Here is a 14,124-nt window from a genome sequence, read left to right as displayed (position 1 = left end):
CCCGATTTTCAAGTATTTTAGTACATTCTTTGTACCGCACGTTGTAAAGTCAAGTGCAACAAGTTCATTGATGACTAGAGTTCCAGAATCCAAGAAGAAGGTATCTATTTCGACATCACGATAAAAGCAAAATTACATGAACTCCTTTATCTGCTTTTTAAACATCGCCATGTAGACAGACACTATTCTGATGATACCTACCAAAAATGCCGAAAACTCAAGGAATTGAGCCGATTATCATTCACAAATTAATTGCAACTCACTTTAGAGATTAGTAATTTTAATACTCATTTAAAATCAAAATTAGCTATCTACTAATCAAATTGTATATAGAGAATTTCAATTTTGAAGTTGTCGAAATGAGATGGCTAGTCAAAATCTATGATTTCCAATCTGAGCTTAGATATTGAAATTTTACACATAGAAATTGACCTTAGTATTCTATTTTTGATTTTTATTGAGCATTAGATATGTCCTATTTCTAATTCACTAGACTATCCAATCCACAGATTTTCATAATATTTTTTCTTTTATCCTTTCAAACGTTGATTTCATGCGGTTTCTAGCACCTTGTATTTAGTTGATTTTGTAATTTGTTCACCTTTTTGTTCACCCTAAAGACTATTCATGGCTTTTTCGTAATATAAAACCGCTTCTTTTTCCTTGTCTTTGGATAGGTGACCATATGTATCTAAAGTCATAGCGATATTGGAATGACCGATCCTATATTGTAATTCCTTATAAGTGATACCAGCGTTCAACAGTAAACTAGCGTGGGTATGGCGGAATGCGTGACAAGTAAAACGAGGAATACCCAAAGCCTTACACCGACAATTTATAACTTCTTGTAGTGAAACCTGTGGGAGGTATTCCCTTAAAGTTGTCGCAAAGACAACACCAGGAGCACACGCGCCAACCTCAAGAAACATCAAGCGTTGACGATTTTGATATTGTTTCAGCAAGAGAACTGTTTTTTTGTCTATGCTGATAATACGGGTACCCGCCTTTGTCTTTGTTGTCCCGATAATGTGTAGTTCCATGCTATAGGTTTTACTGATTGATATTGTACCAGCTTCTAGGTCAATATCAGACAATTCAAGGGCAGACAATTCACCAATACGACAACCAGTGGCAAGTAATAACTTAAAAATAACATATTGGTAATACTTGGTAAAGTTCCTACTTGCTAATTGTTCAGCATAATCGAGAAACTGTTTTAAGTGTTCAGGTTCGATAAACCTGACCGCCTGACGACCCGAAGCACGCAAGAAGATAGATTACTGAATGCTATCGCAGTAAGTCAGGAAGTGGATGAAATAGAGCGAGCTATCTCAAACTTGGATAAGTTACACAGTGACATACTTACAGAGAAGTATATCAAGCGTCAGAAAACAGGTTTGGCACTCTATGAAAGTTTTTACATGGGAAAGTCTATGTTTTACGAAGCATTACAAACAGCTTTGTTAGACTTTGCTTGTATATTTAAGAATGGGGAACTATTGCAGTATAAAGACGGTCAGGGCTAAAATTCGTAAATACCCCCATCTTTTTTCAACGGGGGTGGGTTTGTTCGGGGTTCAACGACGCCGCCCTCTTCCGTGCACAATTTTCCCTTTTTGAAATTTTTTAGGAATGTAAGACAAATAGCATAATCTATTGACAAATGCGCATAATGCGTATATAATAAATAATGTAAGGAGGTAGAGCGCTATGCCACTTACTGGAAAAGAAATGGCAAAACTTGCAGAGGCTAACGGGTGGAAAGAAATCCGAGTCAATGGAAGTCACCACCATTTCAAAAAAGAAGGATTTTCAAAAATAGTCACAATCCCAGTTCATGGAAACAAGGACTTGGGCAAAGGGCTAGAAAAGAAAATCCTGAGAGATTTGGGGCTACTTTGAAATGCCCCTCCTTTTTCGCTTTTGGAGGTAGAAACATGTTAAAATCTTACCCAGCTATTTTTCATAAAGATGAACAAGGTTATTGGGTGGAGTTCCCAGAGTTTAGTGGTGGTACTCAAGGGGATAACCTTGAGGAAGCTATGTACAATGCCCGTGATTTTTTAGAAAGCTCTATTGCCCTTTATATTGATGAGGGGATGGAGTTACCAAAAGTAAGCGATATAAAGGAGTTAAGCGCTCCTGATGGCTTTGTTTCAATGATACAAGCTGATCCAACACCGTATATTAAGAATAATAAAGCAATTAGAAAGAATGTGACAGTGCCTGAATGGTTAACAAAATTAGCAGACCGTGAGGGTTTGAACTATTCGGAAATTTTAACAACGGCTTTAGAAACACGATTACAAGTGTAAACATGATATAATACACGTACCAGCGATCAAAAAAAAGCGCATCAATTCGATACGCTAGTTACTTGCCTGCTAAACTCATAAAATTTTTGAGGTTATCGCCCTTTGATAACCTTTTTTTCATTGTAAAATTTGTTCACCTTTTTGTTCACCCTGAGGGGGAACATAAGGAAATATAAAGAGATACGATTTTTTAAAAAACCAGTAAAATCACGAGTTTGGGAGTTATAACACTCTCAAACGTTAGTCAAATTTCAATTCCACAACAACTCATACTTTCAAAGTCAGAACACAAAAAATGACCCCGCAAGGTCATTTTTAGTTTCTATTTCGCTTCCAAATGCCAAATATCTTCGTTGTACTGTTGAATCGTACGGTCTGATGAGAAGAATCCTGCTTTAGCAATGTTGACGATAACCTTTTCCAACCAGCTGTCACGGTCTTCATAGTCAGCCAACATTCTTTCCTTGGTTTCAATATAATCTTCCAAATCAAGCAAAGTCATGAAGTGGTCATTGTGCTTAAGGTTATCCTGTAAACGCCATAGACGTTCATCAATACCGCCAGCCTGACGAATGGTGTCAGAAGTGATGAAATCAATCAATGGACGGATGGCTTCACGTTCGTATAAGGCATATGGATGGTAGGTTCCATTTGCATAGTGGTCGATAACAGTCTGGCTATCTTGACCGAAGATGTAGATATTTTCATCGCCGACCAATTCATGAATTTCCACGTTGGCACCGTCGTCTGTACCGATGGTCAGGGCGCCGTTCAGCATGAATTTCATGTTACCAGTACCAGATGCTTCTTTAGATGCAAGAGAAATTTGCTCTGAAATGTCTGCCGCTGGAATGATGAAGCTGGCTTCCGTTACGTTGTAGTTTTCAATCATGACCAACTGCAAATGTGGTGCCACTTCTGGGTCATTTTTGATAACCTGTGATAAGACCAAAATCAAGTGGATAATATCTTGAGCCGTTGTGTAAGCTGGTGCTGCTTTTCCTCCAAAGAAGACAGTCAATGGACGCGCGGGGATATTCCCAGCCTTGATATCCAAATACTTATGGATAACATAGAGGACATTCATCTGTTGACGCTTGTACTCGTGCATACGCTTGATTTGCACGTCAAAGATAGACTCTGGATTAACTTCAACACCTTGAGTTTTAGCAATATGACGTTGTAATTTACGCTTGTTGTGTTGCTTGTTTTTATCCAACCAAGATTTCAATTCCTTGTCATTCTTGTATTCTAAAAGTTTTTCCAACTCGCTGGCATCATGGTGATAACCATGGCCAAGTAGGCCATCAAGATAGCTTGCCAAACTTGGGTTGGCATGCATGAGCCAACGACGGAAGGTGATACCATTCGTCTTGTTGTTAAACTTCTCTGGATAGAGCTCATAGAAGGCTTTTAACTCTGATGTTTTCAAAATCTCAGTATGAAGGGCTGCCACACCATTGATAGAGTAGCCATAGTGAATATCCATGTGGGCCATGTGGACACGACCATGCTCATCGATGATATTGACAGCAGGATCATCCTTCACTTCTTTGGCACGACGATCCAGCTCTTCAATAAATGGCACCAAGTGCGGAACCACACGATTCAAGAAATCAAGCGGCCATTTTTCAAGAGCTTCTGACAAGATGGTATGGTTGGTATAAGCAGTCATTTTCTTAACAATTTCAACTGCCTCATCAAATGAAATGCCACGAAGTTCCAACAAACGAATCAATTCTGGAATAACAAGTGATGGATGGGTATCATTGATTTGAACCACTGCATAATCAGGCAAGTCATGAAGGTTTGACCCTTTGGCAACCGCTTCGTCAATCAAGAGTTGGGCAGCGTTAGACACCATGAAATACTGCTGGAAGATACGGAGAACTTTACCCTCGTCTGTCGAATCATCTGGATAAAGGAAGAGGGTCAAATTACGGAAAATATCTTCCTTGTCAAACTCGATACCATCGTAGATGATATTATCATCAACTGAACCAAGGTCAAACAAACGTAGACGATTCTTGCGTTCCATTTTATAACCAGGTACATCGATGTCATACAACTTAGATGTCAAGGTAAAGTTTGCAAATGGCACCTGATAAGAAATCGGTGACTCTGTTAACCATGAACGTGGTGTAATCCACTCGTTTGGCACAGCTGACTGCTGATGGTATTCGAATAATTGTCTAAACAGTCCAAAGTGATAATTCAAGCCGACCCCATCACCGTTAAGACCCAGACTAGCAATGGAATCAAGGAAGCAGGCAGCCAAACGACCCAAACCACCGTTACCTAGAGATGGCTCCATCTCCACATCTTCAATGGCAATCAAGTCCTTACCAGCAGCAGCTAACTGGCTCTTCACCTCGTCATAGACACCTAAGTTAATCAGGTTGTTGGACAAGAGTTTACCAATCAAGAACTCTGCTGAAATATAGTAAACCTTTTTCTTCTGGTCGTTAGTATATTTGGCTTCACTTTGCTGTTTTGTAAAAGCAAGCAAGGCGTAATAGAGTTCTTGGTCTGTACAATCCTCAATACGTTTAGCATACATGGATTGAACAAAATTTTGTAAATTTATCATGAGGTTTCTCCTGTATATTAATGTAATCATTCAGAAAGATTTCACTCTTTCTTTGTAAACGTTTTCTTAATTATACCCTATTTATAAAAAAAAGACAAGCCAACTCCCGTACAAATAGAAATTGGTTCGTCTTTTAAACGATTGCAGGTTACTACAATCAAAATTATTCTTAATTATTCTGCAATCAGAGTTTCCAAACCAACTTTCATCATATCTGTGAAGGTGTTTTGACGCTCTTCTGCTGTGGTATCTTCTTCTGGATTGACCAAACTATCAGAAATAGTCATAATGGCAAGCGTTTCTACGCCGAATTTAGCACCCAAGTAGTAGAGGGCTGCTGCTTCCATTTCGACTGCCTTGACACCTAGTTGACCTAATTCTAAGTTGCGACTAAACAATTTTGGAGAATAGAAACTATCTGATGATAAAACATTGCCAACATGCGTTGTCATGTTGAGTTCTTTGGCGATATGATAAGCCTTATCTAAAAGACCAAAATCAGCGATTTGTGGCAAATCGTACTCTGGCCAGTCAATATTGATCATACGAGAATTAGTTGCGGCTGCTTGCGCCAAAACCAATTCACGAACATGGACATCCTTGTTGAGCGAACCGGCAGTTCCTACACGGATTAGCTTTTTCACGCCATAGTCATTGATAAGCTCGTGGGCGTAGATAGAGATAGAAGGCATTCCCATACCTGTTCCCATGACAGAGACACGATGACCCTTGTAGGTACCTGTGTAGCCGAACATATTGCGAACTTCGTTGAAGCAAACTGCATTTTCAAGGAAGTTTTCAGCGATAAATTTAGCACGAAGCGGATCACCAGGAAGCAAAATCTTATCAGCGATTTCGCCTGGTTTTGCGGAAATATGGATAGACATGTAATGTACCTCTTTGTTCTATTTTCGAATGCTTATAACTCAGCCAAGATAGCTTTCACCAAGCCCTTGAAGTTGCCCTTGATTTGCTCGGTTACTTCTACAACTTCTTCGTGATTGAGTTCAGATTGGAAACCAGCCGCAAAGTTTGTGATAGCAGAGATACCCAAAACTTTCATACCTGAGTGAGCTGCCACGATAACTTCTGGTACTGTTGACATACCGACTGCGTGGGCACCCATAGTCTTGAAGGCCAAGATTTCAGCAGGTGTTTCATAGGTAGGGCCTGTCACACCGAGATAGACACCATCGTCCAACTTGATACCCAATTTTTCCGCAATGGCATGGGCTTTTTCACGGTATTCTTTTGTATAGGCATTTGACATATCTGGGAAACGTGGACCAAATTCTTCCAAGTTTTCGCCAATCAATGGATTTTGGCCAGTCATGTTGATGTGGTCTGTAATGGCCATGAGAGTACCTGGACCGTAACCGATACCACCTGCGGCATTAGTAACAATCACGCCTTCACAACCAAGAGCTTTCATGACACGGACTGGGAAAGTCACAACTTCCATCGGATTTCCTTCGTAGAAGTGGAATCGACCTTGAAGAGCCAAGACCTTACGTCCTGCCAAATCACCGTACACCAACTTACCAGCATGACCTACAACTGTTGACTTGCCCCAGTTTGGAATATCTGCATAGTCGATGACAATGGCATTTTCAACTTCTTGGGCCAATTCACCCAAGCCAGAACCCAAAATCAAACCGAATTCAGGTTTTACCAGACCTTTTTCTTCTAAGAACGTTTTTGTTTCATTGATTTTTGCAAGTAAACTCATATTTTCTCCTTTTATAAATAATCCGACCAGTCATATTCTGGCATTTTTTCTTTAATGATTTCAAGTGGACGACAGAGAAAGGCTGTCTGCTCTCGCTCGATAATGGGACGGTTGAGAAGAGCAGGCTCTTTAACTAAACGCTCAAAGATTTCTTCTTCTGACAAGGCTAGTCGTTCTTCTTCCTTCAATCGAGTAACTGCTGAAGGTTGACTGCCCATTTTTTTCAAAAGAGCTGTCAATTCTGCCTCTGTCAAAGGATTTTCTAAATAATTGACCCACTTGATATCTAAGTTTTGACTAGGTAATAAGACTTGTAATTTCTTACACTTACTACAGTCGGGATTGATATAGACCGTTAGCTTCTCCATTAAATTAGTTTCTCCAAGAAGCTTTCGCCAATCATTGCTGTGTCCACTCCGAAGTTTTCCGCAACGGTTGCTGAAATGTCCGCAAAATGGCCTACTGGCAAGACACCGCTACCTTTGAAAGCCTTGCTGTATGCTAAGAGTGGCACATATTCGCGTGTGTGGTCTGTTCCAGCATAGGATGGATCATTTCCGTGGTCAGCTGTAATCAAGAGCAGGTCATCTTCACGCATATTGTCAATAATCTCTGGAATACGTGCATCAAACTCTTGCAAGCAGTCGCGATAACCTTCGATATTGCGACGATGACCATAGACAGCATCAAAGTCAACTAGGTTTGTAAAAGTAAAACCTTCCTCGAATTCAGGCAACTGCAACGTTTCAAGCAAGACATCGACACCGTGCATGTTGGACTTGGTGTGACCCATATCATTTGTAATACCTGAACCATTGAAAATATCACTGATTTTACCAACTGAGTAAGTTGGTACACCCGCATCTGCTAGTTTGTTGAGTACTGTTGCTTCAAACGGTGATACTGCATAGTCATGACGATTTGCAGTCCGTGAGAAATTGCCTGGCTCACCAACGTATGGACGGGCAATAATCCGACCAAGAAGAGCTGGGCGTTCAAGGGTAATGGAACGAGCGTATTCACAGATACGATACAACTCATCAAGTGGAATAATATCTTCGTGGGCTGCAATCTGAAGCACAGGGTCTGCGGAGGTATAGACGATTAACTCCCCAGTTTCCATTTGGCGAGGGCCAAAGTCATCAATGACAGCTGTACCTGAATACGGCTTGTTTGCTTCGCGGATGATTTTACGACCTGAGAATTCTTCGATTTTTGTCAAAATCTCTTCAGGGAAACCATCCCAGAATGTATCAAATGGCTCAGTAATATTGAGGCCCATGATTTCCCAGTGGCCTGTCATGGTGTCTTTTCCGAGCGACACTTCTTCCAGCTTGGTCACGTAGCCAGTTGGATGACTTTCAGCAGGAACTGTCGCAAGCGCTGTATCTCGAGGGATATTTCCAAGACCAATTTTTGCCATATTTGGCACTGCAAGACCTGCTTTTTCAGAGATGTGACCGAGAGTGTCAGATTCTGTATCTGCTACACCCGCATTGAAAAATTTATCTGAGTCTGGTGCTGCGCCGATTCCGACAGAGTCCATAACTACCAAGTGAACACGTTTAAATTTAGGCATAATTGTCTCCTTTATTTGAATAGTTAGATTCAACCAAAATCAACATCCAACCAAGTTGCTAGACTGGAAATTATCGTTACCACATCTAAACATTTTAATGGGGTGCAATACTATACAGTCAAAGCTCTCGGCATCAAACTTCCTAACCATCAAAACTAGATACTGTTACTCGCTTCACTGCCTGCTGTTCAGCTATCGCTTTTTCAGTACCTATCATCTGACTGCTACGAGGTAAGGGGATAGATTTTTGAAGAGTCTAAACGTTCGTGTTTTCATTATACCATAAAAACGCCTCTCATTGTACCAAAATGAGAAGCGTTTTCAATTTATTTCTTTTCGATGATGTTCGGTCCTTCTGGTGTGCCAACAATTACCTTGGAAATCAATCCAATAAAGAGACCGTGTTCTACAACACCGACGGTCCGGTCCAATTCTTCCGCCAATGCATATGTGTCGTCTATTCTGCGCAAATCAAGGTCAATGATAAAGTTCTGCATATCCGTGATATGTTTTTCTCCATTACGCATACGAAAACTTGGACGATACCCTTTTTTCTCAAATAGTCGGAAAAGATTTTCCGCACCGTACTGCACGACTTCCACCGGCAACTTGAAGGTACCTAGGGTTTGAACCACCTTGGACTCATCCACAATCCAGATGCAGTCCTTGCTGTTGACAGCGACCACCTTCTCCATGAGCAGTGCAGCACCGCCACCCTTGATACCATTGAAGGCTCCGTCCACCTCATCGGCTCCATCCACCGTCAAGTCCACATATTCGACTTCGTCGATATTTTTTAGGGGAATCCCAAGGGACGCAGCATGTTCTGCCGTAGCATGAGAGGTCGTTACGCCTGTGATCTGTAGCCCTTCTTCTGCAACCCGGCGGCCAATCTCCTGCACGAAATAGTAGGCAGTCGAACCAGTTCCAAGTCCAACAATCATCCCGTCCGTCACAAATTCCGCCGCCTTAATCCCAACCTGCTCTTTTAGGTTTGTCATCTTTGTCTCCTTTGAAGTCATTCATGAAATAATTATACCACGAACTGGTTTAAGAGGATAGCGAATACATAAAATTAACTACTTCAATTTTTCCAGAAAGCTAGTTAATTCTGCCTGTGCTTCCGGTGTGGTGCCGACTAGCTGACCAAGCATAGCTTCAAGCTGGGCTGTGGTTGCTGCGATTTCCTCATCGGTCTGGGCAAGCTTATCCGCAAGCTCTGTCAGTGGAATGACCGGCTCTTCCTCAAAGGTATCGACATAGCGAGGGATGTTGAGGTTGTAGTCGTTTTCCACAATCTCCTCAAAGCTAGCTAGGTGGGCAAACTTGTCCACATCTTGACGGTCTTGATAGACTTTCAAAATCTTGGCGATATGATCATCGGTCATGATATTTTGGTTTTTGCCCTTGTCAAACTCTTTTGAGGCATCGATAAAGAGGACATCTTTGCTGGTGCGGTTTTTCTTGAGAATGATGACTGTGGTTGGAATGGAGGTATTATAAAAGATGTTGGCTGGCAGGCCAATCACGGTGTCAATGGCTCCTTCTTCTAGAAGATGCTGACGGATTTTCTGCTCTGCATTTCCCCTAAAGAGAACCCCGTGAGGAAGGACAATAGCCATAACGCCTGAATGCTTGAGATGGTAGAAACCATGTAGCAAAAAGGCGAAGTCAGCCTTAGACTTGGGTGCTAATACTCCATAGCTAGAGAAACGTGCATCTTGCAGGAAGCCAGCATCTCCACTCCACTTCTGAGAATAAGGTGGGTTCATAAGCACACCGTCAAAGTCTGTCGGCTCCGTCGTTGGCCAGTCCGCATCAAGAGTGTCACCGACATGAAGTTTTTGGTTCTCAATAGCAACACCGTGGAGCATCATGTTCATGCGGGCCAGGTTGTAGGTCGAGGTGTTAATCTCCTGACCAAAGTAGGAAACGGTCGAAGACTCTTTACTGTAACGTTTGGCGTTAAGAAGGAGGGAGCCTGACCCCATGGTTGGGTCATAGAGGGTCATGCCCTTTTGATGTTCCCGTCCAAGAAAGACAATCTGGGTCATGAGGTGGGAAACGGCTTGAGGTGTATAGAACTCGCCCGCTTTCTTTCCAGAGTCGCTGGCAAACTGACCAATCAGGTATTCATAGGCATCTCCCAAGACATCTCCATCATGGTTGCTGAGGTTGAGCTCATGGAGTTCTTTGATCAGGGCTGAAATGACCTGATTCTGCTTTTGCGGTGTTGGTCCCAGCTTTTTAGAGTAGAGGTCGATGTCTTCAAAAAGGTTTTCAAAAATCTCGTTAGACTGCTCAATGTCTCGGAAGCCCTGTGCCAAATCTTCCAACTGGAAGTTGCTATTGTGGACTTTTGCTACCAAGGCCGTAAAAGTCAGACCAGGCTCGATAAAGTAACCCAGCTCATCATCAAGGACATCTAGCAAATCTTCCTTAACATCTGGATCCGCAAAATTTTCTTCATAAAGTCTTTGCGCCTGTGACAAACTGTCAAAGGTTTCATCGAGGTTATCACAAACTGCCAGAAGCAACTTGTCTGATAGGTATTTGTAGAAAATCAAGCCCAAAAGGTAGGACTTGTATTCGTTAGCGTCCATCTTGCCACGGAGAATATCCGCCGCATTCCAAAGGGACTGATAGAGGGATTGTGAGTTGTTTGAATTGTTCATGTCTGTGATTCTTTCTAAAAATATGGTATAATAGATAAGTAGAGAAATATGACGGTGGTTCCAACTTTCTAACTGGAGGTGGTGCTTATGGAAATAAGTCCGAAATCTTACAGAAAGGGGGAACAAATGTCTCTAACTGATGTTTTGATGGTAATGATTGCCTTCGGTGGATTTATCTTAAATCTCATCAATTTAGTCATTATCATCTATAAAGCATTCGCAGACAAAAAATAAAACCGTCAATATTTTGGGACACTGACGATTTTATTTTAATATAAAACAAACATTGTGAACCACCGAAATGGCTCTACTAGGAGTTGGATTGCCGTCCAACTCTTTTTCTATGCTTATTTTAACAAAATTTCGTCAGTTAATCAAGATTTTTATATGGTGACTTAGGGGGAGTGAAACACCTGATGAAAACAAAAAATAATCCGTCCCCACTTTCGGCAAGTTGAACGGATTATTTCTGTAAATATGAGCCACCGTCTTAAACGGTTCTACTGAGAGTTGGATTGCCGTCCAACTCTTTTTCTATGCTCATTCTATCAGAATATCAACCGTTCGTCAAGAAATATTATAATGGGAATTAGGAGGGCGAGAGGCTAGGCAAAAAGCCCAGCACCACTTCTTAGAGTTCGTGTCAACATCTCAGCGCAGTGGTTGATTGGCATATTTATTCGTGTTTCACACTCCAAATCCGACCATTACGACTGTTGCGAACAAAGTTCGCTTCATCTCCAACCTCAAACGGTCTCCCAGACAGTTTGAGCTGTGCGGGGGTGGGACTGAAACAGTCTGGGAATAGACTGTTTCAGCTCAACAACTGGAAATAAGGACTTGTTGACGAACTCTTTTTAGACCAGTCGAGTTCTTTCCCACTCCCTGAATTATACAAATAATTTACGGAGCAGAGTCTTTTTCATCTCTTTCAAGCTAGTCAGCTTGTCCTCCACCTGAGCAATCTCTTGGTCAAGGGTTTGGAAGAAGGTGCCGATGGCGGATTGTTCTTTCTTCAGTATTGGTAAATCTATAGGTGTATTTTTTCCTGTGTTTATTGTAAATGTTCCAACTGTTCCTATCCCAGCCGATTCTTTTATAAATGATTGAATATTTTTGCCAATGAATGAATAGTAGAAAAACTGACCATCAATTTGATTTTCATTCTTAAACCAAATAATATTTCCATCCTTAAAATAAATTGGTTCATTCTTTTCAATTAGCATAGGGATACCAATTGTACCAACTCCAGTAACAAGCAAATCACCTTTTGTAACCTTTCCTGAAATTGCTGTATATTCATCGTATTTTTTTTGTGATATGAATAAGGGCTCGGAGACTGACTCATTTTTTGATTCTGCAACTATATCTCTTGCCCGCAAAAATCTTACTCCAAAATCTGTCCAATCAGATTGATGAATACGTTTTACCGAGGTAACTTCCATTATCTCCCCCAACTTCACTTCTTCCCAGTCGTCTTCAAAGCCTTGGAAACGGAGGGCTGGTTTGGTTTGTCCCTTGACTGGAAAGAGGAGTTTGAGATAGGTCTTCTTCTGCTCCTTGAGCGTGTCCAACTTACGCTGATGAAGGGTGATGTGGCGGTCCAGGGTGGAGAAGAAGGTGCCGATGGTTTCTTGTTCGGGGAGGGAGGGGAGCTTTATATCAAAGTCACTAAGAACTTCCTTGGTAATTGTTTTGATTGTTCCACCGGGGGCACACTTTGCTTCTTCAATAAATTTTTGTTTAATTATATAAGCCCAAAACAAATTATCAACTGGTAAGTTAAAGTTTTCAAAAATCAGTACCGTCCTATCAATAAAAGCCCCATATTGGGTAATAGCAACACGACCAATACTACCTTGTAAAGTAACTAGTACAGAACCTTCCTCAGCAAAGACACTTAGTGGTTGTGCTTTTCTACTAATTTTTTGTTTTGTATCTCCTACTAAATTCATCTCATCTGTGACATCTGCAACTTGAACAAAAGGCATTGCTCCGTCACCATCATACCATTCGCTATTTCCGTAAGGTTGCGGAAAAGAACCACGTCTAAATCTAGCCACTTCCCCCAACTTCCGCAGTTCCCAAGCGTCAGTGTAGCCTTGAAAACGATAGGCTGGGATATTATTGTTTGTTTTCATTTAATTTAATAACTCCTTTCTCATCTGATCTATATCATAACTTTTCACAAATACAATATTTCCTCTACCAGTTAACTCTACTAACTTTCTTTTTCCTAAAATAATTGCTAGATTTTTAACAATATTTCGTTTCGTGACCTCGTCAAGGAAAGTAAATATGAACTTGTAAGCATAGCCCCCTTCATGGGCTAAATCAAAACAGGCTTTAAAAATTTCCTTATCAAGAGGATCTACGGAATGACCAAAGATGATAATATTTTTACTAGCCGAATACACCCAATCGTCACTAAACTCTAAAGTATTTTCAAAAAAATTCTCAAACTTGCTTCCTGTTTCTTTAACAGCCCGTTGATAGAATTTCTGAAATGGAATTAAATCTTGATGGATATTTTCAGTTTCTGCTTCCTTATCTTCAATACCGAAAACCATGGTATTGATGTCATCATCAGATCGATTGAATTGACATCTTCCATGAATAAAGTGAGTATTTTCCTCGGTTACACCCAACATTTCACTAGCAGTATTGGTATAATTAAAAGTGATAACTTTAGATTTTTCAATATTTTGAATCGCATCCAATGCTGTTGAAGCAGGTCTAATCTTTTGAATTTCAAAATCAATCTTATCCAAATAGGTTAAATAAAATTCCAGGTAATCTGTTATTTTCTCTAATTCAGAAATCATAGATTCATTAATAGCATCAAGGTGATGAAGTACGGATAACTTTGAACTTTTACAAATAGACTCACTTTTCAATAAATCCAAAACACAACATATTGCCAGATGATTTACACTATCAGCAAACTTTGATTTTACACTCTCTAGTTTAGAGTTCCTCTGAATAACATTTTCTTCCGCCAACACATCTGTTAAAATGGATGCACTATGTTTAAGCTCCATTATTGCCTCTGCAAGTGATGAAATAGCATGTTCAATATTTGACCAGTTTTTGCCTAGTAAATCTTTATTTTCTTCAAGAAAGCGAACGTAGATATTATCTGGTAATTTAAACAACCATTCAAAATCCTTTTTTTCAACATTTGACAATATCTCGGCAATTGATTCGACATCAAAATATAATTGTGATGTCTTTAA

At 40.6% G+C, this 14,124-nt stretch carries 12 protein-coding genes and 2 pseudogenes; 4 read left to right on the top strand and 10 right to left on the bottom strand.

What is annotated here, in order from left to right; all coding sequences use genetic code 11:
* Positions 1–614: 614 nt before the first annotated feature.
* Entirely contained in the window at positions 615–1,274 is a 660-nt protein-coding gene (locus CWM22_04700; GenBank protein AUC91252.1) for a hypothetical protein, read from the bottom strand.
* Here CWM22_04700 and CWM22_04695 point away from each other — a divergent pair.
* From CWM22_04695 to CWM22_04685, 3 genes and pseudogenes are all read left to right on the top strand, one after another.
* Positions 1,251–1,526, top strand: a pseudogene (locus CWM22_04695) (ArpU family transcriptional regulator). The gene CWM22_04700 and the pseudogene CWM22_04695 sit on opposite strands and share 24 nt — an antisense overlap.
* Before the next feature lie 184 nt (positions 1,527–1,710).
* A complete protein-coding gene (locus CWM22_04690) occupies positions 1,711–1,902 on the top strand; it encodes an addiction module toxin, HicA family (GenBank protein AUC91251.1) in 192 nt (63 codons plus the stop codon).
* Positions 1,903–1,937: 35 nt separating this feature from the next.
* On the top strand, positions 1,938–2,315 hold the full coding sequence (locus CWM22_04685; GenBank protein ID AUC91250.1) for a HicB family protein: 378 nt from the start codon (positions 1,938–1,940) through the stop codon (positions 2,313–2,315).
* Between the two features lie 322 nt (positions 2,316–2,637).
* Here the strand turns inward: CWM22_04685 and CWM22_04680 are convergent, their stop codons facing one another.
* The 7 genes from CWM22_04680 to CWM22_04650 form a co-directional block, all read right to left on the bottom strand.
* Positions 2,638–4,905 carry a glycogen/starch/alpha-glucan family phosphorylase gene (locus tag CWM22_04680; GenBank protein AUC91249.1) on the bottom strand — a complete coding sequence of 756 codons (2,268 nt, stop codon included), beginning with the start codon at positions 4,903–4,905 and terminating at the stop codon, positions 2,638–2,640.
* 173 nt (positions 4,906–5,078) lie between these two features.
* Positions 5,079–5,792, bottom strand: a complete 714-nt coding sequence (deoD, locus tag CWM22_04675) for a purine-nucleoside phosphorylase (protein ID AUC91248.1) — start codon at positions 5,790–5,792, stop codon at positions 5,079–5,081.
* 32 nt (positions 5,793–5,824) lie between these two features.
* A complete protein-coding gene (locus CWM22_04670; protein AUC91247.1) occupies positions 5,825–6,634 on the bottom strand; it encodes a purine-nucleoside phosphorylase in 810 nt (269 codons plus the stop codon).
* An 11-nt stretch (positions 6,635–6,645) separates the two neighbouring features.
* Positions 6,646–7,002 (bottom strand): ArsC family transcriptional regulator, encoded by a 357-nt coding sequence (locus CWM22_04665; GenBank protein ID AUC91246.1) that lies wholly within the window; start codon positions 7,000–7,002, stop codon positions 6,646–6,648.
* On the bottom strand, positions 7,002–8,213 hold the full coding sequence (locus CWM22_04660) for a phosphopentomutase (GenBank protein ID AUC91245.1): 1,212 nt from the start codon (positions 8,211–8,213) through the stop codon (positions 7,002–7,004). The genes CWM22_04665 and CWM22_04660 overlap by 1 nt, the downstream gene beginning before the upstream one ends.
* A 326-nt stretch (positions 8,214–8,539) precedes the next feature.
* Positions 8,540–9,214, bottom strand: a complete 675-nt coding sequence (locus tag CWM22_04655; GenBank protein ID AUC91244.1) for a ribose 5-phosphate isomerase A — start codon at positions 9,212–9,214, stop codon at positions 8,540–8,542.
* A 78-nt stretch (positions 9,215–9,292) separates the two neighbouring features.
* A complete protein-coding gene (locus CWM22_04650) occupies positions 9,293–10,888 on the bottom strand; it encodes a type I restriction-modification system subunit M (GenBank protein AUC91243.1) in 1,596 nt (531 codons plus the stop codon).
* Between the two features lie 87 nt (positions 10,889–10,975).
* Between CWM22_04650 and CWM22_04645 the strand changes: the two genes are divergently transcribed.
* Entirely contained in the window at positions 10,976–11,122 is a 147-nt protein-coding gene (locus tag CWM22_04645) for a putative holin-like toxin (GenBank protein AUC91242.1), read from the top strand.
* Positions 11,123–11,778: 656 nt separating this feature from the next.
* Here the strand turns inward: CWM22_04645 and CWM22_04640 are convergent.
* Together CWM22_04640 and CWM22_04635 are read right to left on the bottom strand one after the other, a co-directional pair.
* Positions 11,779–12,333, bottom strand: a complete 555-nt coding sequence (locus CWM22_04640) for a restriction endonuclease subunit S (GenBank protein ID AUC92841.1) — start codon at positions 12,331–12,333, stop codon at positions 11,779–11,781.
* Positions 12,334–12,414: 81 nt separating this feature from the next.
* Positions 12,415–13,029 (bottom strand): annotated as a pseudogene (locus CWM22_04635) (restriction endonuclease subunit S).
* Positions 13,030–14,124: the final 1,095 nt, after the last annotated feature.

This window comes from Streptococcus suis (assembly GCA_002831545.1).
GTDB lineage: Bacteria > Bacillota > Bacilli > Lactobacillales > Streptococcaceae > Streptococcus > Streptococcus suis_P.
This window is presented reverse-complemented; position numbering and strand designations above follow the sequence as displayed.